This is a genomic window from Duganella fentianensis (genome assembly GCF_964031615.1).
GTDB lineage: Bacteria > Pseudomonadota > Gammaproteobacteria > Burkholderiales > Burkholderiaceae_D > Rugamonas > Rugamonas fentianensis_A.
Genome location: NZ_CAXIQN010000006.1, coordinates 80630 through 107143, shown reverse-complemented (window position 1 = coordinate 107143; position 26514 = coordinate 80630). Strand labels below are relative to the sequence as shown.

General features: G+C 61.3%; 26 protein-coding genes. 12 read left to right on the top strand and 14 right to left on the bottom strand.

Annotated features, from left to right (window positions below; all coding sequences use genetic code 11):
- Positions 1 to 90: 90 nt before the first annotated feature.
- The 4 genes from ABNT42_RS03870 to ABNT42_RS03855 all read right to left on the bottom strand — a co-directional run bounded on the left by ABNT42_RS03870 (position 91) and on the right by ABNT42_RS03855 (position 4483).
- Complete coding sequence (locus ABNT42_RS03870; protein WP_155433619.1) at positions 91 to 1383, bottom strand: Glu/Leu/Phe/Val dehydrogenase; 1293 nt, start codon at positions 1381 to 1383, stop codon at positions 91 to 93.
- Between the two features lie 187 nt (positions 1384 to 1570).
- Complete coding sequence (locus ABNT42_RS03865) at positions 1571 to 2533, bottom strand: LysR substrate-binding domain-containing protein (RefSeq protein WP_348694259.1); 963 nt, start codon at positions 2531 to 2533, stop codon at positions 1571 to 1573.
- A 10-nt stretch (positions 2534 to 2543) separates the two neighbouring features.
- Positions 2544 to 3986 (bottom strand): MFS transporter, encoded by a 1443-nt coding sequence (locus ABNT42_RS03860; RefSeq protein WP_348694256.1) that lies wholly within the window; start codon positions 3984 to 3986, stop codon positions 2544 to 2546.
- A 17-nt stretch (positions 3987 to 4003) separates the two neighbouring features.
- The gene (locus ABNT42_RS03855) at positions 4004 to 4483 is read right to left on the bottom strand and encodes a MarR family transcriptional regulator (RefSeq protein ID WP_348694254.1); all 480 of its coding nucleotides are present in this window, start codon (positions 4481 to 4483) and stop codon (positions 4004 to 4006) included.
- A gap of 268 nt (positions 4484 to 4751) precedes the next feature.
- Between ABNT42_RS03855 and ABNT42_RS03850 the strand changes: the two genes are divergently transcribed.
- Both ABNT42_RS03850 and ABNT42_RS03845 read left to right on the top strand, forming a co-directional pair.
- The gene (locus ABNT42_RS03850) at positions 4752 to 5951 is read left to right on the top strand and encodes a cation:proton antiporter (RefSeq protein WP_348694251.1); all 1200 of its coding nucleotides are present in this window, start codon (positions 4752 to 4754) and stop codon (positions 5949 to 5951) included.
- Positions 5952 to 5993: 42 nt separating this feature from the next.
- Positions 5994 to 6242 (top strand): DUF3297 family protein, encoded by a 249-nt coding sequence (locus ABNT42_RS03845; protein ID WP_155433624.1) that lies wholly within the window; start codon positions 5994 to 5996, stop codon positions 6240 to 6242.
- 107 nt (positions 6243 to 6349) lie between these two features.
- On the opposite strand, the gene ABNT42_RS03840 is transcribed toward ABNT42_RS03845, so the two are convergent.
- The 5 genes from ABNT42_RS03840 to ABNT42_RS03820 form a co-directional block, all read right to left on the bottom strand.
- Complete coding sequence (locus ABNT42_RS03840; RefSeq protein ID WP_348694248.1) at positions 6350 to 6559, bottom strand: hypothetical protein; 210 nt, start codon at positions 6557 to 6559, stop codon at positions 6350 to 6352.
- 121 nt (positions 6560 to 6680) lie between these two features.
- Positions 6681 to 7913 carry an MFS transporter gene (locus ABNT42_RS03835; protein WP_348694245.1) on the bottom strand — a complete coding sequence of 411 codons (1233 nt, stop codon included), beginning with the start codon at positions 7911 to 7913 and terminating at the stop codon, positions 6681 to 6683.
- Positions 7910 to 8233 (bottom strand): hypothetical protein, encoded by a 324-nt coding sequence (locus tag ABNT42_RS03830; RefSeq protein WP_348694242.1) that lies wholly within the window; start codon positions 8231 to 8233, stop codon positions 7910 to 7912. Before ABNT42_RS03830 ends, ABNT42_RS03835 begins: the two co-directional genes overlap by 4 nt.
- A gap of 11 nt (positions 8234 to 8244) precedes the next feature.
- Positions 8245 to 8784 (bottom strand): sigma-70 family RNA polymerase sigma factor, encoded by a 540-nt coding sequence (locus ABNT42_RS03825; protein ID WP_348694240.1) that lies wholly within the window; start codon positions 8782 to 8784, stop codon positions 8245 to 8247.
- Between the two features lie 116 nt (positions 8785 to 8900).
- Entirely contained in the window at positions 8901 to 10292 is a 1392-nt protein-coding gene (locus tag ABNT42_RS03820; RefSeq protein WP_348694237.1) for a DEAD/DEAH box helicase, read from the bottom strand.
- On the opposite strand from ABNT42_RS03820, the gene ABNT42_RS03815 reads away from it, so the two are divergent.
- Positions 10291 to 10542 carry a hypothetical protein gene (locus ABNT42_RS03815; RefSeq protein ID WP_348694234.1) on the top strand — a complete coding sequence of 84 codons (252 nt, stop codon included), beginning with the start codon at positions 10291 to 10293 and terminating at the stop codon, positions 10540 to 10542. The two genes, ABNT42_RS03820 and ABNT42_RS03815, sit on opposite strands and share 2 nt — an antisense overlap.
- A gap of 137 nt (positions 10543 to 10679) precedes the next feature.
- On the opposite strand, the gene fabI is transcribed toward ABNT42_RS03815, so the two are convergent.
- Positions 10680 to 11471, bottom strand: a complete 792-nt coding sequence (gene fabI / locus ABNT42_RS03810) for an enoyl-ACP reductase FabI (RefSeq protein WP_348694231.1) — start codon at positions 11469 to 11471, stop codon at positions 10680 to 10682.
- 236 nt (positions 11472 to 11707) lie between these two features.
- A complete protein-coding gene (locus tag ABNT42_RS03805) occupies positions 11708 to 13105 on the bottom strand; it encodes a transglycosylase SLT domain-containing protein (RefSeq protein ID WP_348694228.1) in 1398 nt (465 codons plus the stop codon).
- A gap of 226 nt (positions 13106 to 13331) precedes the next feature.
- Here ABNT42_RS03805 and ABNT42_RS03800 point away from each other — a divergent pair, with 226 nt between their 5' ends.
- Together ABNT42_RS03800 and ABNT42_RS03795 are read left to right on the top strand one after the other, a co-directional pair.
- On the top strand, positions 13332 to 13895 hold the full coding sequence (locus tag ABNT42_RS03800; RefSeq protein WP_348694225.1) for a DUF1415 domain-containing protein: 564 nt from the start codon (positions 13332 to 13334) through the stop codon (positions 13893 to 13895).
- Positions 13888 to 14076 (top strand): DUF1289 domain-containing protein, encoded by a 189-nt coding sequence (locus ABNT42_RS03795; RefSeq protein ID WP_348694222.1) that lies wholly within the window; start codon positions 13888 to 13890, stop codon positions 14074 to 14076. The genes ABNT42_RS03800 and ABNT42_RS03795 overlap by 8 nt, the downstream gene beginning before the upstream one ends.
- A 54-nt stretch (positions 14077 to 14130) precedes the next feature.
- Here the strand turns inward: ABNT42_RS03795 and ABNT42_RS03790 are convergent, their stop codons facing one another.
- A complete protein-coding gene (locus ABNT42_RS03790) occupies positions 14131 to 14640 on the bottom strand; it encodes a DUF1993 domain-containing protein (RefSeq protein WP_348694219.1) in 510 nt (169 codons plus the stop codon).
- A gap of 171 nt (positions 14641 to 14811) precedes the next feature.
- On the opposite strand from ABNT42_RS03790, the gene ABNT42_RS03785 reads away from it, so the two are divergent.
- Positions 14812 to 17928, top strand: coding sequence for an EAL domain-containing protein (locus ABNT42_RS03785; RefSeq protein WP_348694217.1), 3117 nt, complete (start codon positions 14812 to 14814; stop codon positions 17926 to 17928).
- A gap of 21 nt (positions 17929 to 17949) precedes the next feature.
- Positions 17950 to 20247 carry a xanthine dehydrogenase family protein molybdopterin-binding subunit gene (locus tag ABNT42_RS03780; protein WP_348694215.1) on the top strand — a complete coding sequence of 766 codons (2298 nt, stop codon included), beginning with the start codon at positions 17950 to 17952 and terminating at the stop codon, positions 20245 to 20247.
- An 11-nt stretch (positions 20248 to 20258) separates the two neighbouring features.
- Here ABNT42_RS03780 and ABNT42_RS03775 read toward each other — a convergent pair whose 3' ends face one another.
- Positions 20259 to 20678 carry a thioredoxin family protein gene (locus ABNT42_RS03775; RefSeq protein ID WP_348694212.1) on the bottom strand — a complete coding sequence of 140 codons (420 nt, stop codon included), beginning with the start codon at positions 20676 to 20678 and terminating at the stop codon, positions 20259 to 20261.
- Positions 20679 to 20797: 119 nt separating this feature from the next.
- Here ABNT42_RS03775 and tsaB point away from each other — a divergent pair, with 119 nt between their 5' ends.
- Genes tsaB through ABNT42_RS03755 form a run of 4 tightly spaced genes read left to right on the top strand, consistent with a single transcriptional unit; the run spans position 20798 to position 23970 of the window.
- Positions 20798 to 21523: a tRNA (adenosine(37)-N6)-threonylcarbamoyltransferase complex dimerization subunit type 1 TsaB gene (tsaB, locus tag ABNT42_RS03770; RefSeq protein ID WP_348694210.1), complete on the top strand. Its 726-nt coding sequence runs from the start codon at positions 20798 to 20800 to the stop codon at positions 21521 to 21523.
- Positions 21520 to 21990 (top strand): ribosomal protein S18-alanine N-acetyltransferase, encoded by a 471-nt coding sequence (gene rimI, locus ABNT42_RS03765; RefSeq protein WP_348694207.1) that lies wholly within the window; start codon positions 21520 to 21522, stop codon positions 21988 to 21990. Before tsaB ends, rimI begins: the two co-directional genes overlap by 4 nt.
- Positions 21991 to 21995: 5 nt before the next feature.
- The gene (locus tag ABNT42_RS03760) at positions 21996 to 22988 is read left to right on the top strand and encodes a uracil-DNA glycosylase (protein WP_348694204.1); all 993 of its coding nucleotides are present in this window, start codon (positions 21996 to 21998) and stop codon (positions 22986 to 22988) included.
- Entirely contained in the window at positions 22981 to 23970 is a 990-nt protein-coding gene (locus tag ABNT42_RS03755; protein WP_348694202.1) for a DUF1853 family protein, read from the top strand. Before ABNT42_RS03760 ends, ABNT42_RS03755 begins: the two co-directional genes overlap by 8 nt.
- 57 nt (positions 23971 to 24027) lie before the next feature.
- On the opposite strand, the gene lplT is transcribed toward ABNT42_RS03755, so the two are convergent.
- On the bottom strand, positions 24028 to 25290 hold the full coding sequence (lplT, locus tag ABNT42_RS03750) for a lysophospholipid transporter LplT (RefSeq protein ID WP_348694200.1): 1263 nt from the start codon (positions 25288 to 25290) through the stop codon (positions 24028 to 24030).
- Positions 25291 to 25418: 128 nt separating this feature from the next.
- Between lplT and alr the strand changes: the two genes are divergently transcribed.
- A complete protein-coding gene (alr, locus tag ABNT42_RS03745) occupies positions 25419 to 26513 on the top strand; it encodes an alanine racemase (RefSeq protein ID WP_348694197.1) in 1095 nt (364 codons plus the stop codon).
- Position 26514: the final 1 nt, after the last annotated feature.

The window sequence follows — 26514 nt, the reverse complement described above, 5'->3', positions numbered from 1 at the left end:
GTGGTCCCTTGAATTGGTTCTGCAAGCGATGTAAAAAACGCCTGCACGGGCCGAAGCCGGTGCAGGCGCGAACTGCTGGGGATCAGTACATTATGGATACAGACCGCGGACTTCGCGCGCCTGCAGCACGCGGGTGCAGGCGAGGATGAAGGTGGCGGTACGCAGCGTGACTTTCTTCTCCTGTGCGACAGTCCACACCGAGTTGAATGCGTCCTGCATGATGCGGGTCAGGCGTGCGTTGATTTCGTCTTCGGTCCAGAAGAAGCTGGAGAAGTCCTGTACCCACTCGAAGTAGGAAACCGTGACGCCGCCGGCATTGGCCAGCACGTCCGGCACGATCAGCACATCCTTGTCGGTCAGGATGTCGTCGGCTTCCGGCGTGGTCGGGCCGTTGGCGCCTTCCAGAATGATTTTGGTGCGGATCTTCGGCGCATTCGCAGCCGTGATCTGCTGTTCCAGCGCGGCCGGAATCAGGATGTCGGACTCGATGCCCCAGAAGGCGTCGCGGTCGAGGAAGGCTTCGGCGCCGGGGAAGCCGGAGACGCTGCCGCATTCGGCCACGTGCTTGTGCAGACGCGGAATATCCAGACCGCCCTGATGCACCACGGTGCCGGTGTGATCCTGTACCGCGATGATTTTCGAGCCAGCTTCTGCGAACATGGTGGCAGCAACACCGCCCACGTTACCGAAGCCCTGCACTGCAACGCGGGCGCCTTCGATCGCTACGCCGCGCTTGGCAGCAGCTTCGCGGCCCACCACGAACACGCCACGGCCGGTCGCTTCGCGGCGACCCAGCGAGCCACCCAGCGAGATCGGTTTGCCGGTCACTACGCCGGTCGACAGATTACCTTCGATCATGGCATAGGAGTCCATCATCCATGCCATCACCTGTTCGTTGGTGTTGACGTCCGGTGCAGGAATGTCTTTGTTAGGGCCGATGATCAGCGAGATTTCGCTGGTGTAGCGGCGGGTCAGGCGCTGCAGTTCGCCGCGCGAGAGAGTCTTAGGATCGACACGGATACCGCCTTTAGCGCCGCCGTATGGCACGTTCACAGCGGCGTTCTTGACCGTCATCCATGCCGACAACGCCATGACTTCGGAGAGAGTTACGTCCTGGTGGAAGCGCACGCCGCCTTTGCCCGGGCCACGCGACATGTTGTGCTGTACGCGGTAGCCTTCGTAGTGGGCGATGCTGCCGTCATCGCGTTCGATCGGAACGTCAACGGTCAGAATACGCTTCGGGCGTTTCAGGGTTTCGACCCAGCGCGACAGGCTGCCGAGGTGCGGCGTGACGCGATCGATCTGTTGCAGGTAGACGCCCCATGGGCCCAAATCTTCTGGATTCAGGTAGGAAGGCAATGCGTGTGCTGGTGCGGTAGTCATGCTCAGGTCTCCGATAGATTCGAGGCTGAAGCGCACTTGTGGCGCGCTTCAAGTGGGGCGAATCATAGAACCGGAGGCTGCGGGGCGGCCAATGCTGTATGCGCATTCGATTATGCAAAATTTGCATAGTTATGAAATCTGCGCGTTTGATCTGGCGCAGCTATGGTGGCAATTACAGCGTTCCGCACTAGCGTTCGGAAACGGCTACGCGGCGTTTGCGGCTGCTGCTTTTCTGCTGCTGTTCGAGGTAGTCCCACAGCCGTTCGACGATGGCTTTGCCGCGCCGGCTAGCCGACGGGCGTTCGCGATACAGGCGGATTTCCATTTCGATTTCCCACTGCGCGCTGCCATCGTCGGCGCGCGCGAGCTGCTTGGTCTTGAGCTCGCGGGTGACGGCCGATTCGGGCAGGAAGGCCACACCGCGACCTTCCAGTGCCATCATCTTGAGGCCTTCGGCCATATCGGTTTCGTACTGGCGATCCAGATGCAGCGGCGTGCGCGCATCGGTCAGTATCAGTTCCACCATCCGTCCCAGATAGGCATTGTTGGTGTAGGACAGGAAGGGCAGCGGCTCTTTTTTGGTGCCCGGCAGGCTGAATTCCGGCACGCGGTTTTTATCGCAGCGGGCATAGGCGCGTAGCGATTCGCGCCCCAGTACCAGCATGTCGTAGCGGCCCGGATCAAGCTGCACGGGCTGGCGCGGATGGTGGTAGCACAGCAGCAGATCGCAACCGCCTTCCACCAGTTGCATCACGGCGTCGTGCACGTTGAGCGCCATCAGGCGGCTGCTGATGGGCGCGAAATCCTGCTCCAGTGCCGTCAGCCATTTGGGGATGAAAGTGAGCGACAGCGTGTGCGGCACGGCCAGATCGATGCTGGTCTGCGCGGCCGCGCGTTTGGAGCGCAGCATGTCACGTGCGCCGTTAATCTGCGCCAGCATTTCCAGCGCCTGCTCGTAGAACACCACCCCGGCTGGGGTCAGGCTGGTGGGGTAGGAAGTGCGGTCGATCAGGTCGGTGCCCAGCCAGTTTTCCAGCGACTGGATGCGGCGCGAAAAAGCCGGCTGGGTGACGTGGCGCAGTGCGGCCGAACGACTGAAGTTATTAGTCTCGACCAGCGAGATGAAGTCTTCCAGCCATTTGGTTTCCATGCGATGTCCTTTACTGCGCCGGCGCTGCGTCGGGCGTGTTAGCGGTGATGCTGCCGATCGGCGTGAACAGGTAGGCCAGTGCAGCAAACGTGACCAGTATGATGCCACCGCCGACGAACAATTGCGACAGCGAGATTAGTTTCAGCAGCCAGCCGGTAGCGGCAGCAGAGATCGGCGCCAGCCCCATGAAGATGAACATGAAGATGCTCATGGCGCGGCCCATCATCTGCGGCGGCACGCGGCGCTGTATCCACGTGAAGACGTTGATCTGCACATAGCCGCCCAAGGTGCCCAGCAACAGCAGCAGGGCGCCGGCCTGCCAGCCGCTGCGCGCCACGCCCAGACCCGCGACCAGCACGCCGGCCAGTGCATCCATCAGCAATATCATGGCGCCGAAGCTGATGAAGCGCAGGCGTGCGCCGATGGTGGCCGCCGCGCCCATGCCCAGCAGGGTGCCGGCGCCATTCGCGGCCAGCAGCAGGCCCAGTGCAGAGGCACCGTGCAGCAGATCGCTGGCCAGCACGGGTAGCGCCACCTGCATGGAGCCGCCGATGAACAGTGCGACCGTGCCCCAGTAGATGAAGCACAGGCGCAGCGGCACATCGCGCCACACCATCAGCAAACCTGCGCCGATGGAACCCCAGACGGAGAGGGAAAGCTTGCCCGTGCTGGCGCCGTGGCCTGCACCGGTTTGCGTGGTGACGCGGCTCAGCGTCCACGCCGAGACGATGAAGCTCAGGCAGTCCAGTGCGAAGGCGGCCGCCAGTCCGTGCGCATCGTGCATGGCGGCGCTGCTCATGCCCGCTGCAGCGAGGCCAGTGCTGCTGCTCGCGATAGCACTGGCGCTGGTGCTATCCGGGGCGCTGCTGCCTGCGCCGCCGAAGATGGCCAGCAGGCCTGCGGCCAGCACGGGGCCGAGCAGCATGGAGAGCTGGCGCAGCCCCATCAGCACGCCATTGGCGGCCTGCAGATATTCGGCCGGTATCGATTGCGGCATGATGCTGGTGCCGGACGGTACGCCGAACGCCTGTGCGAGCCCGATACCCAGTGCCAGTGCGTAGATCAGCATCAGGGTGATGTGCGGCGTCAGATCCAGACTCAGTTGCAGGCTGCCCAGTGCCAGTGTGACGACGCTCTGCTGGTGCAGCACCAGCAGCGATAGCAGGCCGAGCAGGACGGCATTGGCGTATTTGCTCAGCATGAGCACGCGCTTGGGCGAATACTGATCCACCACGGCGCCGCCGATCAGCATGAAGGCGGCACGCGGGATGCTCATCAGCGCGATGGCCAGTCCCAGCGCCATGGTGTCACCCGTCAGCTTGAGCACCAGCCATGGCAAGGCCACCATGGTGAGCTGATCGCCCAGCATGGAAATCACGCCGCCGCGCAACAGCCATTTGAAGTTAGTGTTGCGCATCAGTTGTGCGCGCGGGGTGGTCGTGGTCTCGGACATGGTAGTCAGGCTCCGCTTCAGCTTGCGCTGCCCAGGCTGATGCTGGGCAGTCCGCTGATGATGGTCATGGCTTCCGTCAGGCTGGCGTATTGCTCGCTGGGGCAGTTGCGCAGCAAGTCCTGACTGCATAGTTCCGCTGCCGGCGTGGCATGCTGTAGCAGTTCGCGTCCGCTGGCAGTAATCGCTGCATAGGCGACGCGCGCATCGCGCGGGTCCTGCTGGCGTTCGATCAGGCCGATTTTTTCCAGCGGTAGCAGGGTGCGGGTGACGCCCGACGCCGTCAGACCCTGACGTTCGGCCAGATCGACGCGGCGCATGCGTCCGCCCGGTGCACGCGCCAGCGAGTTCAGCAGCATAAAGTCGCCAAAGCTGATACCGTGGTAGGCGCCCAGTACCTGATCGAGCCGGCGTACCATGGTGGCCTGTGCGCGCGCAAGGCTAAGCGCCAGTGCCAGCGCAGGGCCCGTGTCGGGCAGGGAAGTGCGGAGTTCGCTCATGGCGTCAGTTCCTATATCGATTTGAATAATGCTGGATGAGTATTAAATAAGTATTCAATTAATACTTGAGTATGCAAGTATATAGGGATTTCCAGCCAGCGCAAGCATTGTTTTGTTTTGGACAAGGTGTGACGTAAAACTACACTCTGGCTAAACACACAGAATATTTACTGATTTACGTCATTTTCTGAGCCAAAGCGCTAGAATTGGCGCGGCCGGCACTTGCAGGCTTTACTTAAACTACAAACTATTTCGGAGACTTTTTCACATGGCGACCACAGAAATTTTCCTGATCGCGATGCTGATCATATTCAGCCTGCCTTATCTGATCTGGCGTGTCGGCCAGACCGACTACTACGCACCGCTGGTGGTGGTGCAGATTATTACCGGCATTCTGCTGGGCCCCGGCATACTGGGACGGGCCTATCCCGAGTACTACCAGTTCGTCTTCAACCCGCAGGTCGTGCAGTCGCTGAACGGCATTGCATGGTGGGCCGTGATGATCTTTGTGATGATTGCCGGTATCGAACTGGATCTGAAAAAAGCCTGGGAACACCGGCGCGAAAGCAGCATTACGGCCGGTCTGGCACTGGGCGTGCCGCTGCTGTTCGGTAGCATTGCCGCGCTGGGCCTGCTGGGCTACGCGGGCTGGATGGGCCCCAAAGCCCAGCACTGGCAGTTCGTGCTGGGCGTCGGCATGGCCTGCGCGGTGACGGCGCTGCCCATCCTGATTCTGCTGATGGAAAAGCTGGAAATTCTGCGCCAGCCTATCGGCCAGCGCATCTTGCGCTACGCCAGTCTGGATGACATCGCCATCTGGGGCGTGCTGGCCGTGATTCTGCTGGACTGGGAGCGCATGGGGCGCCAGTTGGGCTTCCTCGTGCTGTTTGCCGTCGCTACCGTGCTGTTCCGCCGCCTGATGCAGTGGCTGCAGGAGCGTGACCGCTGGTACGTGGCGTTTATCTGGCTGGCCGTATGCGCGTTTGCGGCCGACTGGGCGGGTCTGCACTACATGGTGGGCGCCTTCCTGGCCGGCGCTGTGATGGATGCGGAATGGTTCAATCAGGAACGCATGGACTTTCTGCGTGCCAATGTACTGATGGCCATCATGCCGGTGTTCTTCCTCAGTACGGGCTTGCGGACTAACTGGGCCATGGGCGGCTCGGCGGTATTTCTGGTGGCGGCCATCATGCTGTTCGCTTCTGTGTCGGGCAAGCTGACCGGCATCCATATTGCCGGCAAGATCCTCAAATGGGGCCCCGGCGAAGCGTCGATTATCGGCTGGCTGTTGCAGACCAAGGCGCTGATCATGATCATCTTCGTCAACATCCTGCTGGACAAGCAGATCATCACCAGCGAAACCTTTACCGCGCTGCTGCTGATGGCGATCGGCAGCACCATGCTGACGGTGCCGGTGGTGTATCCGAAACTGCAGCGGGTGGCCCAGCTGATCTTCAAAACCAGCTGACGGGGCTGCAGGCGGGCAGGGAGCTGATGCTATAATCTCGCCATGAACGATACTACTCAACTCCCTCCGCTGCCAGATCGCCTGTCGATCGACCCGCGCAGCAAATTCCATGTTGCCGCTATCTTCGAACACGATATCGGCATCCGTTTCAACGATAAAGAGCGTCTCGATGTGGATGAATACTGCATCAGCGAAGGCTGGATCAAGGTCGCTGCCGGCCGTAGTCTGGACCGTCACGGCCGCCCGATGCTGATCAAGCTGAAAGGCAAAGTCGAGGCTTATTACCGTTAAGCGTCTTGCGGGCGAGCAGCCCGCAATGCAAAAAAGCCACCGCCAGCCTGAGCGTGCTCAGAGCTGCCGGTGGCTTTTTACGCCCCTGCGCAGGGCAGGGTGGCTGGCTAGATGGCCGGCGCCGTGACGGCGGCTGGCGTTTCAGCGCGCAGTTTGTCCAGCATTTCCAGCGTCGCTGGCATCATGTTCATGATGCCGTGGTAGGCGCAGTATTCGCAAAAGGCTTCTTCTGGCGTCATGGCGCTAATGCTGGCATCGGAATGGCCGCGGCGGCGCAGTGCGCGCAGGCAAGCTGCATCCATGGTTCTTGGGTTCATGTGCTAGTCCCTTTCTGTAATAAAAACTGGGTGAGCGGTAGTCGACATGACCCATTATAGTACAAAAAAGATGCCGTGCGGCAACAATGTATTCAATTATTTCATTGTCTTGGACAGAATCTCAAGATTGCCTGGGACGTGCTGCCAGTTGCCCGTGCAGACGCCAGACCAGCGCCATTGCTAGCAAAGCGGAAGCTACAACCACGTAACCGATGCGGTCGAAGTGCAGCAACTGCCCACTGGCACCGGTGGCCACGATATGCCCGGCCAGCACCGATGCCAGTCCGCCGGATAGCTGCTGGATGGAAGCGCTGATGGCATTGAAAGCGCCCCGTTTGGTCTGGGCCGGTACACTGGCCATCATGGCCTGCACGGGAATCATGCGCGAGAAAATACCGATAAACAGCAGGGTATTCACGATAATCAGCAGCGGCAGCGAGGTCTGGCCCAGATTGGTGTAGATCAGCACCATCACGATGGAAAGCACGGTGCCGAACAGGTAGACGGCGAACTTGCCCACGCTGTCGGCCGCTTTACCCACCAGCGGGCCGATGAAAATGGTGCACAGTCCCGTCACCAGATAGATGGTGGGCCGGTGGTCTAGCGAGATGCCCAGATTGTTGACCACGTAGGCGCTGCCGAACGGCATCAGCATGAAGCCGCCCGTGCTCAGTAGCGCCGTGATGGCGAATGCCAGCAGGTGCTCGCGCGCGGTCAGCGTGTGGTATAGGTGCAGCCATGCGCTGTGCTCCTGCGGCTGCTTCAGATGGGCATTCACTGGCTGCATCTGCCACGCCACCAGCAGGCCACCCGCCAGTCCGAAGGCGGCCATGGCAATGAAGGGCACATGCCAGTTCCACTGGTTGGATAGATAGATGCCGGCCGGCAGACCCAGCACCTGACTGGCGGCAAACGCCGTCTGGATCAGGCCCATGACGCGGCCACGCTGTTCCGGTGCGAACAGGTCGGTGGCGATCGCCAGCACCACTGAGCCGATCACGCCGCCGAACAGGCCCGTGACGATGCGTGCCAGCAGCAGCGATTCGAAGCTCTGCGCCATGCCGCACCACAGGGTGCCGAGGATGAATCCCGTGTAGAAGAACAGCAGCAGGCGCTTGCGGTCGTAGCGGTCGGCAAAGCCGGCCGTGAGCAGGCCGGAAATGCCGGCGCTGAAGGCATAGGCCGATACGACCACACCGAACTGGCTGGGGCTGATCTGCAGCGCAGGCATGATCAGCGCGCCCAGCGGCGACATCAGCATGAAATCGAGGATGACGGCAAACTGCAGGAAGGCCAGCAGGCCGACGACGATTTTCTGATAGCCGCTGAACGGTGCGGTAGAACTTTTCTTCATTCGGGTTTTTCTTCAGTCCTTGGGCGGCAGAATATGCCGCGGTCTTTATGGAACTGGGCGCGTTCTTCCGGCGTCATGGCTTGCCAGCGGGCCCAGCGTTCGCGGTGGCTATGGCCGTCGTGATGGTGGCCGTGGCGTCCGCGGAAGCCGCCGAACAGGATGCGGCACAGGATCAGCAGGCCCATGGCGTGCCAGTAGTCTATGCTCTGGGCGCCACTCAAGATGCCGGGCATAACGGCATTCCATAGCCACATGACGACGCCGGACATGGCAGCGATGGCAGCCAAAATTAGGGGGATGAACAGTAGTTTCCATTTCATGATAGTGCTCCTTATTCAGGTTCGTACAGGTACTGCAGGCGTGCGCGCAGGTATTGCACGGCATAGCGCTTGCGCGCCAGCAGGGTATTGATCGGGGTGCCGCTGGCTTCGGCCATTTCCTTGAAGCTCACGCCATCGAGTTCGTGTGCAACGAACACATCACGCTGGGCGGCGGGCAGATCTTCCAGCGCGGCCTGTAATTCCTCCAGCAGCATGGCGCGCGCATAGGCTTCTTCCGGCCCGCCATCGGGCGAGGGCAGCAGCAGGTCGAGGTGGTAGTCGTCATCGTCATCGGTGTGGCCTGCCAGATCGGCCAGCGCCACTTCGCGCTTCTTGCGGAAACGGTCGATGATGCGGTTGCGTGCCACACGGTACAGCCACGCAGTGACCTGTTCTATCGGCTCCGGTAGCCGATAGGCCTGCACGAACTCATGGAACACATCCTGCAGGATGTCGTCGGCATCGGTCGGATCGGCCACGCGCCGGCGGATGAAGTTGCCGAGGCGTGAACGCTCCTTGAGCACGGTGGCAGTAATTGCCTGTTCTGTCATGGTTTGCGCGGAAGTCATGCCCTGAAGACGGGCCAGCAGATGGGATATTGTAGACCCGGATAGAAAAAACGCCACCGGCAGTGGCACTGGCGGTGGCGTTCAGGTGTTACGGGCGATTAACGGTCGCCGTAGCTGCGGCGGGCGCTGCCTTCGCTGCTGCGCGGGTTACTACCTTTGTAGCCGCCTTCCTTGCGCGGTGCGCCCGGCTTGCTGAAGCTGCGCTGGCCCGGCTTGGCACCGTTGCGGTTGTCGCCCGGCTTCCAGCCGCCCGGACGGGAGCTCGAACGCGGCGGGAAGCTGGTTTTCTTCGGCTCGTAGCCTTCGATCACGTTGACGGGAATCAGCTGCTTGGTGAAGCGCTCGATACGCTTCACGTTCATGCCTTCGGCGTGGTTGACCAGAGAGATGGCCAGACCGTTACGACCAGCACGGCCGGTACGACCGATACGGTGGACGTAGTCTTCCGGGAACTTCGGCAGGTCGTAGTTGAACACGTGGGTGATGCTCGGCACGTCGATACCGCGGGCGGCAACGTCGGTGGCGATCAGGATCTTCACGTGGCCGCGGCGCAGGCTTTCCAGCGTGCGGTTACGGGCGCCCTGATGCATGTCGCCATGCAGTGCGGCAGCCGAGAAACCGGCGATGTTCAGACGGTCGGCGATGGTGTCGGCGTCACGCTTGGTGGCGGTGAACACCACGGCCTGATCCAGCGCTTCGTCGCGCAGCAGGTGGTCCAGCAGGCGGTTCTTGTGCGACAGGTCGTCGACGAAGTGCACGCGCTGGGTGATGTTTTCGTGCTTGTTGGCAGCCGTCATGATCTGGATGATCTGCGGATCTTTGGTGATGCGGCGTGCCATATTGCCCACCACGCCGTCCAGCGTGGCCGAGAACAGCATGGTCTGGCGGCTGGCCGGCGTCGCTTCGACGATTTTTTCGATGTCGTCGATGAAGCCCATGTCCAGCATGCGGTCAGCTTCGTCCAGCACCAGAATTTCCAGTTGCGAGAAGTCGATCTTGCCCGATTCCATGTGGTCGATCAGACGGCCAGGGGTCGCTACCAGAATCTCGGGATTCTTGGCCAGCAGTTGCATCTGTTTCGGGTAAGGCATGCCGCCCAGGATAGACACGGCCTTCAGGCGGCGCAGGTTGACGCTGTATTTATCGGTATTGGTGGTGACCTGCAGGGCCAGTTCGCGGGTCGGGGTCAGTACCAGCATTTTTGGCTGGGCTGGCTTGAAACGTGGGCGCTCGCCGCGTGCGCGGGCAGCTTGCATTTCCTGATTGTGCGTTTTGCCGCCGACGGCAGGGTCGATGGCGGACAGACGGTGCAGCGATGGCAGCATGAATGCTGCCGTTTTGCCGGAACCGGTTTGCGAGGAAACCAACAAGTCCTTGCCAGCAATCGCGGCAGGTACCGCTTGCTCTTGCACCGGCGTAGGCTTGGTGTAGCCAGCGTCGGTGAGGGCTTTGATAATGGACGTGTTGAGACCAAGTGCTTCAAATGTCATGCTGTTCTTTCGTAAAAAACCGGCGTTCGGAATCAAAACCCGAACGCGAAATAGCAACGCCTGCCAAAACGAAATGACTCAATCAAAATCGAATGAAATTTCGGCACAAAAGCTTTGCGCCGGGACGGTGTCAGGTGCGACACCAGAGGCGGGAGGGCTTTATAAACGTCATCAGGAGGATGCGTTAAAGGCTAAAAGGCTAGCGATGCTGCTCAATGCTAATGATGCTATTACTAACAACATTATCTAGCTTAACAAGCGGCGCTGTTTTATGTTGCAGCGCACGCATTGCAGCGTACGGGCGGTACTATACAGCAGATTGGCTCCGCTGTATAGGAAATCCTGCAGTGCGGCGCTGGCCGCCGTAACGGCCAGCGTGAGGGGGATTTATGCGTAGTCTTCGGCATTCAGACCCATGACGTGCGAGAAGCCGCCGTCGACATAGGTGATTTCGCCGGTGATGCCGGAGGCCAGATCGGACAGCAGGAAGGCGGCGGTGTTACCCACTTCTTCGATGGTCACGTTGCGGCGCAGCGGTGCGTGCGACGAAGCGAAGCCCAGCAGTTTGCCGAAGTCCTTGATGCCGGAAGCGGCCAGGGTCTTGATCGGACCAGCGGAAATACCGTTGGAACGGATGCCATGCTTGCCCAGATTCTCGGCCAGATAGCGTACCGACGCTTCCAGCGATGCCTTGGCCAGACCCATGGTGTTGTAGTAAGGGATGGCGCGGATGGCGCCCAGATACGACAGGGTCAGCAGCGAGGAACCTTCTTTCAGCAGCGGCAGGGCGGCTTTGGCCAGTGCCGGGAAGCTGTAGGCGGAAATGTCATGGGCAATGCGGAAGTTCTCGCGGGTCAGGCCGTCGAGGAACTCGCCGGCAATCGCTTCGCGCGGGGCGAAACCGATGGCATGCACCAGACCGTCGAGCTGAGTCCAGCTCTGGCCCAGATCGCTAAACAGGGCAGCGATCTGCTCGTCGCTGGTGACGTCGCAGTCGAATACCAGCTTGCTGTCGAATTCGGCAGCGAACTCGGTGATGCGGTCTTTGAAACGTTCGCCTACATAGGTAAACGCCAGTTCGGCGCCTTCGCGGTGGCAAGCTTTAGCGATACCGTAAGCGATGGAACGGTTCGACAGCAAACCAGTGATGAGGATTTTTTTGCCTTGCAGGAACGCCATATTGACTCCGATTGCGACTGCGTGCCCAGCTGGCCGAGTAGGCGGGCTGGCAACGTCAGTTTGGTTGTTGAGTTGGCCGGAGGCCGGACAAGACCGAGATTGTAGGGCGAGTGAGACGCTACTGCAACCCGGTCAGCAGGCCGGTTTGCGTGAAAACCGGCCCGGAAGCACTTAAAACGCGCAGATAAACGGGATGAAAGCGGGGCAAAAACGACAGTTTTGCCCTTGAGACAGCATCAGTCGTCGTTTTTGTGGCGTTTCTTGTGTTTGCTGCTTTTTTCGCTGCTGGCCGCCTGTTTGTAGCTGCTTTTGCTGCTCTTGGCGGATTTGCTGCTACGTTCGCGTTCAGCTTCGAAGACGACTGCGGCGTTGCGTTCCACTTCGGCTGGAATATCGATGCTGGCGCTGGTGGACAGTTTCGGTACCAGAATGGTGGAGCCGGCCTTGAGTGCCGTCTTCTGCGGAATATTGTTGGCCTGACGGATCACATCGGGCGTGGTGTGGAAGCGCGAGGCCAGCGAACCGATGCTTTCGCGGGCGCTGGTAATCTTGTGGGTAGTCCAGGTGGACAGGTTCTTACCCCACTGTGCCAGATTCAGGTGGAATTTGTCGGCGTTTTCCTTAGGCAACAGAATCTTGGTCTGTTCGTCGCCCGTGATCACGGGACGTTTGAACTGGGGATTCAGCGCCTTGAATTCGTCTACCGACAGTTCGGCCAGATGGGCCGCAATGGTCAGGTCGATATCGCTGGTCTTGTCCACGGCCGTGAAGTACGGCGTGTTGTCGATGGCAGGCAAGTTCAGGCCGTACTGGGCCGGATTGGCCACGATATTCTTCACGGCCTGCAGTTTCGGCACATAGTTGCGCGTCTCGGCCGGCATCAGTTCGGCCAGACTTTCAAAGTCGGTCGGCTTGCCGGCCGCCTGATTGCGCTTGATGGCTTTCTGTACCGAGCCTTCGCCCCAGTTGTAGGCGGCCAGTGCCAGTTGCCAGTCGCCGAACATATCGTACAGGCGCTGCAGATAGGTCAGAGCGGCATCGGTGGAAGCCAGAATGCCGCGCCGTTCATCCTTGAAAGCATCCTGCTTGAGGTTGAAGTCGCGTCCCGTGCCCGGCACGAACTGCCACATGCCGGCCGCATTGGCGCTGGACAGGGCTTGCGGGTTGAAGGCCGATTCGATGAACGGCAGCAGGGCCAGTTCGGTCGGCATGCCGCGTTTTTCCAGTTCCGTCACCACGTGGAATAGATAGCGCGAAGCGCGCGTGGTGGTGCGGGCGATGTAATCGGGGCGGGTGGCATACCAGTTAACATGCTTGCCCACCAGTTCATTGCTGATATCGGGAATGGCATAGCCACTGCGAATGCGGCCCCACACGTCTCTTTCACGGAAAGCATCATCCTCGGCACCTTTGGCGGCCGGTTTGGCGGTTTTCGGGGAGCTCAGATCGGAGATGGGGAAGCGGGGGGCGCTGCTGTTGATACCGTTGTTGCTATTGTTGGTGCTATTGAGGGCACTGGTGGCGGTGGCGGAGCCGACCGGCGCAAGACCAGTGTTCTCATCATGCGCTCGGGCCGGCGCTAGCAGCACTAGCAGGGTGGCTAGTAGTGCGGTGTGGGAAATTCGTGCTTGCATAGTATCCTAATATTGTCGACTGGAAACATCGATCGGACTATGAATAAACTTCGAGTGTACGGAGACCCTGCCAGCACGTCAAGAACTATGTCAGGCGTATGACAGGGCTTTTTGAGGAAACTTTCCATTCAGATAGCTGGCAGATGGCGGCAAAATGGGGGAAGTAGGCAGTCGGCGCCAGAGTGCGTACAATCCTGCTTTTGCGCAGTCCGAAAAGGAAGAAACCATGAGCCGTCCCGTCCCTGATCACGATACCGTTATAGCCGCTACCGCCCACTGGGTGGACAAGGCCGTGATCGGTCTGAATCTGTGCCCGTTCGCCAAGGCGGTACAGGTGAAAAAGCAGATCCGCTACGTGGTATCGGATGCGACGACGCCGGAACAGCTGCTCGAGCAACTGGTAGCGGAACTGGAAGTGCTGGCCGAAGCCAATCCGGAAAAAATCGACACCACCTTGCTGATCCACCCGCAAGTGCTGACGGATTTCGAAGATTACAACGAGTTCCTTGATGTGGCCGACGCTGCGCTGGAAGAACTGCAACTCGATGGCGAACTGCAGATCGCCAGCTTCCATCCCGATTACCAGTTTGCCGATACCGACAAGAACGATATCGACAACTACACCAACCGTTCGCCTTACCCGACTCTGCACCTGATCCGCGAGGACAGCATCGATCGCGCGGTGGAAGCCTTCCCCGAAGCGGAACAGATTTTCGAGAAAAACATTGCCACCATGCGCGCACTGGGTCACGATGGCTGGGACAAACTGATGCAGGGTAAAGATGAGTGATCTGCCGATCCGGCCCGATACGCCTTGTGTGGCCGTGTGCTCGACCACTTTCGATGAAATCTGTCGGGGCTGCGGCCGCAGCGTGACGGAGGTGGCGCACTGGGTGTCGATGAGCGCCGAAGCCAAGGAACTGGTGTGGCAGCGCATCCTCGCGCAGGGCTATCCGCGCCGCAACACCTGAATACCGGCCGGTGGCAGGCCACCGGCGCAGTGTTTGCTGCTTAGTGTTTGCAGCTTAGTAATTACCGATAAAGTCTTTCTTACCGATTTCGATGCCGTTGTGACGCAGGATGTCGTAGGCGGTGGTGGCGTGGAAGTAGAAGTGCGGCAGGGCGTAGTGGAACAGGTACACGGCACCCATGAAGTGCTTGGTCTTTTCGCCGCTGCCGGTGGTGATGGCACGGCCTTCGCTGCCTTCGATCGCGCTGCGCGGCACGCTTTCGATGAAGTGCAGGGTTTTTTCGATGCGCGCCTTGAGTTCGGCGAAGCTGGTTTCGTTGTCTTCGTAGGAAGGCACGTCCTGACCACCGAGACGGGCTGCCGCGCCTTTGGCGAAGTCGCAGGCGATCTGGATCTGGCGGGTGAAATTCAGCATGTCGGGATAGAGACGGTATTGCAGCAATGCTTGCGGATCAATTTTCTTTTCTGCAACATGGGCTTCCGCCTTTTCCAGCAACGCCAGCTGGGCGCCCAGTATCTGTTTGAAGACAGGGATGGATGCGGTGTACATCGAGAACGTAGACATGGTGGGCCCTCATAGAAATGTGAGTGGCGATCATAGCGCGCCATGGAGTTTTTTGCTTGCCAGGGAACTTTTATTCCGGAATCCGTGCATAATTCTGTTCAGTAATGTTATTTTTCCGCTATCTTGAGCCGCCGTCGATGATGCTGTGTCAACTCTGTTATCTGTCCCCGCATGCTTAGCCGCCTGTTTGTGAGCCTGCGCGCGCGGGCGGGAATGCTATATGGGCGCTCCATCTATGGCGCGCTGCTGCTCGTGGTGCTGGGCGGTCTGGGCGTTCCCGCCATGATAGGCAGTTATGTGCTGGTGGGCGTGCGCGAGCAGGAAGCTGCCCGCGTGGCGCTGCAGGAAGCGCTGCAGCGCAATGCCGACATCCTGGCGCTGGGCATGCAGGAATCGCTGTGGAATATGAATACCGAATCGGCCCATTCGCTGGTCGATTCCGTCATGCGCGATCCGGCCGTGCTGCAGGTGCAGGTAGTGGGGCAGGCCGACATCCAGTTCATGAAAGTGCAGTCGCAGCGCAAGCAGACCGGCCATGTGCTGCGTGCCGAGCGCGAAGTGGTCATGCGCGGCGAGCGGATAGGCCATATCACGCTGGAAATGGATGATGCGCGCAGCCAGCAGGAGCTGGCCGAAAAACGCACCTCGTATATTCTGGTGCTGGCGGGGCAGGTGCTGATTTCCGCCCTGCTGATCGTACTGTTCCTGAATGCCCGCCTGATGAAGCCGCTGCGCAAGCTGATGCGCTTCTCTAACCGCCTGTCGCATGGCGATTTCAATACCCGTCTGGACCTGAGCGGCAGCGACGAACTGGGCCTGCTGGCTAGCCAGCTGGATCAGATGCGGGTGGCGATTCGCCGTCTGTTCGATGACATCGGCCAGCGCGAGGAGCGCTTCCGTACCATCGTCACCCAGGTGCCCGGTGCCGTGTTCCGCTGCCGGCCCGATGGCGCCATTGATTTTGTCTCGGAAGCCATCGAAGAAATCTCCGGTTATCCGGCAGCCCAGTTCATGCGCGCCACCACTCATGAGTGGACCAATCTGATCGTGCCGGAAGACCGCCGGCGCCAGCGCCGTGCTGTCACCGATGCGATCGAATCGCGCCAGCCCTACGAAGTGGAATACCGGATTACCGATGCGCGTGGTGTGGAGCGCTGGGTGCTGGAAAATGGCCAGCCGCAGGCACATGAAGATGATCCTATGCCTTGGGTAGACGGCATCATTTCCGATGTCAGTCAGCGTAAATCCAACGAGATGCGGATTGCCGCCCTGCTGGCCGAACAGAGTGCAATTCTGGATAACGTGATGTTCGGCGTGATGTTCGTGCGCCAGCGCCAGATCGTTTCCGTCAACCGCCGCTGCGAACAGCTGTTCGGCTACGAGCCCGGTGTGCTGACGGGCGCCTCGACAGCCGTACTGTTTGCCGACAGCTTCGATTACGAAGCCAGCGGCATACGCCAGTATCGCGCGCTGTCGCAGGGCGAGTACTTCAGCGAAGAACGCCACTACCGGCGCAAGGATGGCAGCCTGCTGTGGTGTCTGGTGAGCGGTTGCGCACTGGATAAGCAGAACGCCGATCAGGGCAGCATCTGGGTGTTTGCCGATATCAGCGAACGCAAGGAATCGGAAGAAAAGCTGCGCCTGTCAGCCACCGTGATCGAACACATTGCCGACGGCGTGGTGGTGCTCGACGCCAAGGGACTGATCGTGGCAGTGAACCCTGCCTTCACCCAGATTACCGGCTACAGCGAGGCCGAGGCGCTGGGCAAAGACCATACACTGACCCGCTCGGGGCGGCATGAAGCGGCCTTCTACGAAAGCATGTGGCAGGAGCAGGTAACGCAGGGCTACTGGCGCGGCGAAATCTGGAACCGGCGCAAGAGTGGCGAACTGTATCTGGAACAGCTGACGGTGAATGCGGTGCGCGACAGTGACGGCGTAACCACCCATTATGTGGGTGTGTTCAGCGACATCACCAAGGCCAAGGAGTCGCAGGAAAAACTCGACCATCTGGCCCACCACGATCCGCTCACGGCGCTGCCTAACCGCCTGCTATTCCACGACCGTCTGCAGCACGCGCTGCAGCGTGCTACCCGTGACAAGGAACAGCTAGCGCTGCTGTTCATCGATCTGGACCGCTTCAAATACGTCAACGATACGCTGGGCCACCACATCGGCGACGAGCTGCTCAAGCAGGTTTCCAAGGCGCTGCAGGCGCGCCTGCGTGAAGGCGATACGCTGGCCCGTCTGGGCGGCGATGAATTCATCGTGCTGCTGGAAGATATCGATAGCCAGTACGGCGCCAGTCAGGTGGCGGAAAAGCTGGTGCAGATGTTCGAGCAGCCATTCGTGGTGGCCGGGCATGAGCTGTTCGTCACCTGCAGCGTGGGCATCAGCCTGTTCCCGGATGATGCCACCGACCTGAATATGCTGATCCGCAATGCCGATGTGGCCATGTATCAGGCCAAGGCGCGCGGCCGCAACGGCTACAGCTTCTACACGCCGTCGATGACGGGCGAAGGGGTCGAGCGCCTGCGGCTGGAGACATTCCTGCGCCGCTCGATCGAGAAGGAAGAAATCTTCCTCAACTATCAGCCGCAGGTGGATATCGTCACGGGCGACCTGGTGGGGGTGGAAGCGCTGGTGCGCTGGAACCATCCGGAACTGGGGCTGGTGCCGCCTATCCGTTTCATCCCGCTGGCCGAAGACACGGGCTTCATCAACCAGTTGGGCCAGTGGGTGCTGCGCGAAGCCTGCCGCCAGATGGTGCGCTGGCAGGAGGCCGGACTGGTGGTGCCGAAAATCGCCGTCAACCTGTCGGTCAAGCAGTTCGAACGGGGTAGCATCGTCAACATGGTGGCCGACACGCTGCAGGAAACCGGGCTGGAAGCGGCCCGTCTGCAACTGGAAGTGACGGAATCGGTGATCATGAATACCGACGATGCCATGGTCTTCATCAACGATCTGCATGCCATCGGCGTGGGGCTGGCGATCGACGATTTCGGCACCGGCTATTCCTCGCTGGCCTACCTCAAGCAGCTGCCGGTGCAGACCCTGAAGATCGACCGTTCCTTCATCAAGGACATCTCCACCGATGCCAATGATGAAGCGATTGCCATCGCGATTATCCAGCTGGGTAAGAGCATGAATCTGTCCGTGATTGCGGAAGGTGTGGAAACGACGCAGCAGGCCGAGTTCCTGGTACGCCACGGCTGCCATCTGGCGCAGGGCTACCTGTACAGCAAACCGCTGGCCGCTGATGTTATGCTGACGAACTGGCATAAATAAGAAAAATCGGGAGACTCCCTCATGCAGCACGATCAACAGCCGCCGCAGGCCGCCAAGCCTGCGCGTCGGCGCTTCATATTTGGCGGTGTGGCAGCACTGGGCGCACTGGTGGTGGGCTGGGGCGTAATGCCGCCTCGCCAGCGCCTGAACGGTAGCCATCCTTTGCCGCTCACTGGTGACGCGGTGGCGCTGAATGGCTGGATCGCGCTGGCGAGCGATGGCGCGGTCACGCTGGCCATGCCGCGCAGCGAAATGGGGCAGGGCATCCATACGGCACTACCCATGCTGGTGGCGGAAGAACTTGATGTCCCACTGGATGCGATCCGGCTGGTGCAGGCACCGATCGATAAAATCTACGGCAATATTGCCATGCTCAAGGATGGCCTGCCGTTCCACCCTGACGACAATGGCCGCTTGAAAGCCAGCGTGAGCTGGATGGTGGGCAAGGTGGCGCGCGAGCTGGGGCTGATCATCACGGGCGGTTCGTCCAGCATCAAGGATGGCTGGCAGCCGATGCGCGAGGCCGGTGCCACGGCACGCGCCATGCTGCTGGCCGCAGCAGCCAAGCAATGGCAGGCGCGGGTGGCCGATTGCCGCACCGAGCAGGGCTTCGTCATCCATGCCGATGGACGGCGGCTGGCCTATGGCGCGCTGGCGCAGGCCGCCGTAACGGCCAAGCCAGATGCCGTGATACTGAAAACCCCGCAGGAATTCAAGCTGATAGGACGCGCCCAGCCACGCCGCGATACGGCGGCCAAGGTGAACGGCAGCGCCACTTTCGGTATCGATGTGCGGCCAGAGGGTATGGTGTATGCGGCCGTGCGCATGGCGCCCGTGATCGGCGCCAGTGTGGCCAAGGTGGATAGCGCCGCTGCGCTGAAGATGGCGGGTGTGCTGCAGGTGGTGGATTTTTCTGCGGCGCTGCCGGAACGTACTGGCGCGGGCGCCGGTGTGGCGGTGCTGGCGCGCAGCTACTGGCAGGCGAAACAGGCCGCGCTGGCGCTGAACATACAGTGGAACGAAGGCAGCGGAGCTAATCTGAATACTGCGGCCATCTATGCCGATATGGCCGCGCGGCTCGACATCGAGGCTGGTCATGATTATTACGTACTAGGTGATGCCGATGCAGCCCTGCAGCAGGCTGGCACGGCTGGCGGCGTGAAGACGCTAAAGGCGGAGTACCGTGCGCCCTTCCTCGCCCATGCGGCGATGGAGCCGATCAACTGTACTGCGCAGGTAAAGGATGGCAAGGTCAGACTGTGGGTGCCCACCCAGTCGCCCGGCTTTGCCGTGCAGGCGGCAGCCAAAGCGGCCGGTGTGGCGGAGGATCAGGTGGAACTGGTGGTGACCATGCTCGGTGGCGGCTTCGGTCGCCGGCTGGAAGTGGATATGGTGTCGCAGGCGGTGGCCGTGGCCAGGCGGGCCGGCGGTGTGCCGGTGCAGATGATCTGGAGCCGTGAAGACGATACCAGCCACGATGTCTACCGTCCGGCTGCGCTGTCGCGCTTCCATGCGGCGCTGGACGGGCAGGGGCAGGTGCTCGGCTATGTCTGCAAATCGGCCAGCGGTTCGGTGTCGCACCAGTTCTTCCAGCGTAATCTGGGTTTGCCAGCCGGTGGGCCAGACAAGACCACGGCCGAAGGCGAGTTCGACATGCAGTATGAATTCCCCCATCAGCGCATCAGCCATGTGATCGTCGATAGCGCGGTACCGCTGGGTTACTGGCGCTCGGTCGGACATTCGCATAATGCCTTCTTCAAGGAGAGCTTTATTGACGAACTGGCCCACGCAGCCGGGCAGGATGGCGTGGCTTTCCGCCGTGCCCTGCTCAAGCGCCATCCGCGCCATCTGGCGGTGCTCGATGCGGCGGTGGCACGCGCCGGCGTGGCGCCTGCAGGGCGTGCTCATGGCGTAGCGCTGCACCAGTCGTTCGGCACCATCGTGGCGCAGGTGGCCGAAGTGGCGATCGAAGATGGCCAGATCCGGGTGCACAAAGTGGTGTGTGCGATCGATTGCGGCATTGCCGTCAATCCCAACATCATCGCCCAGCAGGCTGAATCGGCCGTGTTGTTTGGCCTATCCGCTGCGTTGTATGGCGCGATTACCATCAAGGATGGCAAGGTCGAACAGAGCAATTTCCATGATTATCCGGTGCTGCGCATGCCGCAGGCGCCCGAGGTGGAAACCGTGATCATGCCGAGTGCCGAGCATCCGGAAGGAATGGGTGAGCCGGCGACGCCGCCGATTGCGCCGGCGGTGGCGAATGCCGTGTTTAAACTGACCGGCAAGCGCCTGCGCAGTCTGCCGCTGACGCTGTAATCTGCTGCGTTTTAGTCGGCCAGCAGCGTACGCAGATTGCAGTCGTTCTGCCAGTCGCGCCGCTCGCTGCTGCTGGCTGCCTGCATGGCCAGTTCCGCAGCGCCCAGCGCGGCCTGTGCCGTGATCAGGCGGTGCGCCACGCCGGCATCGGGCAGGGTGGTGCCGAAGAATGCCACGGTGTCGGCATGCTGGATCAGCAGGGTAGGGAAGTTTTCTACATCAAGGTCGCCCACCACGTCGGCATGGTCTTCGATGTCTATCCAGACAAACTGTTTGTCCGGATGGCGGCTTGCCAGTTCTTCGAACGTGGCGCGGTAGCTGCCACAGGTGCCGCACCACGCGGCGCACAGGCAGGCCACGATCCAGCCTTCGCCTGCGACGGCGGCGACCAGTTCCTTGCGGTTATCGGCGGTGAGGGTTAATACAGGCATGGCCAGAGTCAGGGTTTCGTCAGATACGGGGTCAGGCTGGGGCGGCAAGCCGCCTAAGGGGCGTATTTTACATGGCCGGGCGGGGTCGCGCCTGTTAGCGCGGCAGGTTAAAATAGGGGATGCCTACTATTCTTGCCATTGAAACTTCGTCCGAACTGGCTTCCTGCGCGTTGCTGCGCGGCGAGTCGGTGCTGAGCCGTGTCTCGTCCGGAGTCCGTACCCATTCCCAGTCGGTTCTGCCGATGATACAGGAGCTGCTGGCCGAAGCCGGTATCGCGCTGCGTGATTGCGATGCTATCGCCTTCGGTTCCGGTCCCGGTTCCTTCACGGGTGTGCGCACCGCCTGCGGCGTGGCACAGGGGCTGGCGTTCGGCGTCGGTCTGCCGGTGGTGCCGGTGGTGACGTTGGATGCCATGGCGCTGGCCTGTCATCAGGAGCATGGTGCACAGGAAGTGCTGACTGTGCTCGACGCACGCATGGGCGAAGTGTACTGGGCACAGTACCGCTTCGGTGACTATGCTGGCCCGCAGACGCTGCTGGCTCCCGTGCTGTCGGCACCGGCGGAAGTGCAGCCGCAAGGAGCGCCTCTCGCCTGCGGTAATGGCCTGTCCGCTTATGCGGAGATCTATGCGGCGTCGCCGCTGGCTGGTCTGGTGGCGCAAGGACATGCCGACATCATGCCGCATGCGGAGCAGATCGCCCGTCTGGCGGCGCTGGCCTTTGCCGCAGGGCAGACGGTGGCGGCGGCCGATGCCCAGCCACTCTACCTGCGCAACAAGATCGCCTACACGCAGGCCGAACGGGCCGCCATGGCGGCCGCCAAGGCAGCGGAGGGCGGCGCGTGAAGCCGGTGTGGGATCTGGCACGCTTGCAGTACGAGCCGATGCAGCCAGCGGACCTGCTGGAAGTGGCCGCGCTCGAAGCGAGCGTCTATCCCCATCCGTGGAGTCTGGCCAATTTTGAAGACTCCTTGCGTAGCCAGTATCAGGCATGGGTGCTGCGCGACCAGAGCGGCAGTCTGCTCGGGTATTTTCTCGTCATGGCGGTGGTCGATGAAGCCCATCTGCTGAATGTCGCCGTGGCGGCCGACCAGCAGGGCAAGGGGCTGGGGCGCTTCCTGCTCAATCAGGCCGTGGCCTGCGCGCGCGGTCTGGGCATGGAATCCATGCTGCTGGAAGTGCGGCCCTCGAATACGCGGGCGCTGGAAATCTACGAGCGTTATGGTTTCAAACACATAGGCCGGCGCAAGGGCTATTATCCGGCCGCTAACGGACAACGCGAGGACGCACTGGTGATGCGTTTCCTGCTATGAGCGATATGGACAAACGTTCGGCCATCTTCCTCGATGAAATGGGCATAGGCGTGCAATGGCAGTTGCGGCAGCGTCCGGCCGCGCCCGAGGCGATGCCTGAGCTTGTGCCTGAGGTGATGGCGCAAGCGATGCCTGAGTCTGAGCCGGAAGTGGTTGTGGCGGCGCCAGTGCCTGCCCCTGCGCCAGTAGTAGCCGAAGCGGCTCCCGCTGCCGCCGCACACGTTGCCCCTGCCGCTCCTGCTCCTGCTCCTGCTCCTGCTCCTGCTCCTGCGGCGCCCGCTCCGGTGGCCGCATCTGGCAAAGCGGCCGACGGGGAAGATATGTCGTGGTTTGATGATGTGCCGGCACCGATGGTGGCGCCAACTCTGAAGGGTGCACAGCCAGCACCGGCAGCGGCTCCTGTTGCCGCCGCTGGGGTGCCACTGTCCGACGAAGCCATTGCCACGCTGGACTGGTCCGCACTGCAGAGCGCCATCAGCCACTGCAGCCGTTGCACGCTGTGCCAAAGCCGCCAGTGGCCAGTAGCGGGGCGCGGCAACCAGAGCGCGGGCACCATTGCACTGGTGGCCGCAGCCTCGGCGCAGGACGAGATGGAAGGCGAACTGGTCGCCGGTGATGCTGGCCAGTTACTGGGCAATATGCTGGGCGCCATCGAACTGGATATGGCGGAAGATGTGTACCTGACGGCGCTGGTGAAATGCCTGCCCGTGAATGAGCAGGGGCAGGAGCGCGCGCCGAACGCGCAAGAGCTGCAAGCCTGCCGGCCCTATCTGGAGCGCGAACTGGCGCTGATCGGCGCCACGCTGGCCATCACGTTCGGCCAGCACGCGGCACGGGGGCTGATGCTGGGCGCTGCCGCGCGCGGTGCCGTGATGTCGTACGGCGCTAGCGGCCTGCCCGTGGTCGCCACCTATCACCCCGACGATTTGCTGCAACGCCCGCAGGACAAGGCCAAGGCTTGGGCCGACCTGTGCCTCGCAAGGTCGGTGCGTGACTGAGCCGGAAGCCGCGGCCGGCCATGGCGGCGACGCCTATCAGGCTGGCTTTGCGCAGCGCTGGGGCCATCTGCACCATCCTCATGTGCGGGCACTGGCATGGTTGCTCGATGCGCCCGATCTGCTTGATCCTGCCGCAGCCCAGTGGCAGGGGCAGGTTGCCACGCTAGGCCCTGTCAGCGCGGGCGTAGCCGACTGGCTGGCGGCACTCGATCAGCAGCCGGCGGCGCTGGAAGCGGCGCTGGGCATCCATCAGCAGACCCGCCTCGGTAAATACGCCGAACAGCTGATGGCTTTTTACTTCGCCGCGCAGGGCCAGCTGCATGCCCACGGCCTGCAGGTGCGCGCCAGCCGTAACGACACCGTGGGCGAATTCGATTTCCTGCTGAATGCCGACGGCGGCCTGTGCCACCTCGAATTTGCCACCAAGTTCTATCTGCTCGATGCGTCCGTCAGCAACGATTTCAGCGGTCTGATCGGGCCGAATCTGGCCGATACGCTGGGTGCGAAAATGCGCAAGATCTTCCAGCAGCAACTGGCGCTGTCGGCCCATCCGGCCGCACAGGCACTGCTGCCCGCTGCCGTGACCCGTGCCCAGGCACTCGTCAAAGGCTGGCTCTTCTACCCGCCGCAATTGCCGTCCCGCATGGGCGGGATCTCGGCTGCCCACTGCCATGGTTACTGGATGATCCGCAGCGCAGCGGATCAGCTGCAAGGCGATGCCTTCGTACTACTGCCCCGATTGCAATGGCTGGCGCCTGTCAGTGTGCCGCTGACCGGTGCAGACGCTGCGCAAGTGCTGGGCAAGGCCGAACTCCTGCTGGCGCTGGACGACCATCAGGAACAGGCCCGTACGCCCGTGATGGTGGCCCATCTGGCGCAACGTGGCGATAGTCTGGTGGAAGTGCGGCGCGGCTTTGTGGTGCCGGATGCGTGGCCGGAGCAGGCGACGCTGCGTCGGCTGAGCGGGGCCTTGCCGGTCTAATACGGCGGGCGGTATGCCGCTGAAGCGCGGCAGCCGGGCTGCCGCGTCGGGAATGGCTTAGTGTTTGGCTTCGCCGATCAGGGCGACCGAATCGAACTCGCGCTGGTTGGCCTGATGTTTGCGCAGAATGAACAGCATGGTGCCAGCGAGGAACAGACCGAACAGCACAATGATCACATCCAGATTCAGGTGGGCGCGCAGCATCAGCGAGTACACGGCCAGCATGGTCAGGATGGACAGGTTTTCGTTAAAGTTCTGCACGGCGATCGAGTGGCCGGCGCTCATCAGCACGTGACCGCGATGCTGCAGCAGGGCGTTCATCGGCACGAGGAAGAAGCCGCCCAGCAGGCCGACCAGTATCAGCAGCGGGTAAGCTACTTTGACGGAGGTGACCAGCGTCATGCTCATCACGATCACGCCCATGGCTATGCCCATAGGAATCACCGCCAGCGATTTGCGCAGGGCAATAAAGCGCGCCGACAGCACGGCGCCCAGCGCCACGCCGATGGCCACCACGCCTACCAGACTGGTGGATTGTTCATAGCTCAGGTGCAGGGTGCGGTTGGCCCATTCCAGCACGATGAATTGCAGAGTCTGGGCGGCGCCCCAGAACAGGGTGGTGACGGCCAGCGAAATCTGGCCCAGCTTGTCTTTCCACAGCAGGGCCACGCAGTTGGAGAATTCGCCGATCAGCTTGATCGGGTTGCGTTCCTGATGGCCGTACACGCAGCCCGTGTCGGGAATACGGGTGTTGAACAGGGCCGCCAGCGCATAGATGGCTACCACCACGCACAGTGCCGCTTCGGGCGCCGTGTCGATGCCGGTATCGATCAAGGGGAAATCGAAGCCCAGCAGGAAACCGGAGACTTGTGCCCCCACCAGTTTGCCGCCCAGCACGGTGCCGAAAATAATCGACAGCACGGTCAGGCCTTCCACCCAGCCATTGGCGGCAACAAGTTTCTCTGCAGGAAGTAATTCAGTCAGGATGCCGTATTTGGCGGGCGAGTAGACGGCGGCGCCGAAGCCGACCAGCGCATAGGCCAGCAGCGGGTGAACGTCGGCAAAGATCAATAGACAGCCGGCAACCTTGATCAGGTTGGAGATGAACATGACCTTGCCCTTGGGCATGGAATCCGCGAAAGCGCCGACAAAGGCGGCTAACAGCACATAAAACAGCGTGAACGAGAGTTTCAGCAGGGGAGTGATCCATGCTGGCGACTTCATGGTAACCAGCAAGTCTATCGCAACGAACAGCAGTGCATTATCCGCCAGAGAGGAGAAGAACTGCGCTGCCATGATGGTGTAGAAACCACGCTTCATACTGGATGCCTGAAAACTTATCTGGCTTGCTTTATACCATGCTTTGTTCGTATCCCCAAGAATTGCGCCGCGCGCTAGAGGCGGCACACGGTAAAATACGGACTTCTCCGATTTTGCGTTCTCTGATTATGCCTAGGCCGATACTCGCTACCATTCATGTTGATTCCCTGAAACATAACCTTGCGCTGGCCAAGGCGCAATCGCCCGGCGCGCGCGCCTGGGGCGTGCTCAAGGCCAATGGCTATGGTCACGGGCTGGAACGGGCCATGCGCGGCTTTGCCGAGGCCGATGGGCTGGCGCTGGTGGAAGTCGATTATGCCGTGCGGCTGCGCGAACTGGGCTGGACCAAGCCTATCCTGCTGCTGGAAGGTTTCTTTGATCCGCAAGATATCGACACCATGGCCGAGCATGGTCTGCAGGCCGCCGTACACTGCAACGAGCAGCTGGCATGGCTGGAAGCGGCGCAGGAGCGCCTGAGCGCGCGCGGCGTGCGATTTGATCTGCATCTGAAAATGAACAGCGGCATGAACCGGCTGGGTTTCATGCCGCAAGCCTATGCGGCCGCCCATGCCCGCCTGAGCGCCATTTCCTGCGTGGCCAGCATCACCATGATCACCCACTTTGCCAATGCCGACGATACCGAGCACCCGCTGCTGCCTATCGCCGAACAGGTGCGCCGCTTCGAAGCGGGCACGGCGGGTCTGGCCGGTGCGCGCAGCCTGTCCAATTCGGCGGGCGTGCTGCTGCACCAGAAAACCCTGCGCAATGACTGGATACGCCCCGGCATCATGCTGTATGGCGGCACCCCCGGTGGCGCCACGGCCGAGCAGTTTGGTCTGCAGCCGGGCATGACGCTGAGTAGCGAGATTATCGGCGTGCAGGAAATTGCCGATGGTGAGCTGGTCGGCTACGGCAGCCGTTTTCAGGCGCAAGGCAAGATGCGCATCGGCGTGGTGGCTTGCGGTTACGCGGACGGCTACCCGCGTCACGCACCGCTGGGCACGCCCGTGCTGGTGGATGGTGTGCGCACCCGTCTGGTTGGCCGCGTGTCGATGGACATGCTGACGGTGGACCTGACGGATCTGCCGCAGGCCAAAGTGGGCAGCAAAGTAGTGCTGTGGGGCCGTGGCAATCCTATTGACGAGGTGGCGACGGCGGCCGGCACTATCGGCTATGAGCTGATGTGCGCACTGGCGCCGCGCGTGCCGGTGGTAGAGGGCTGAC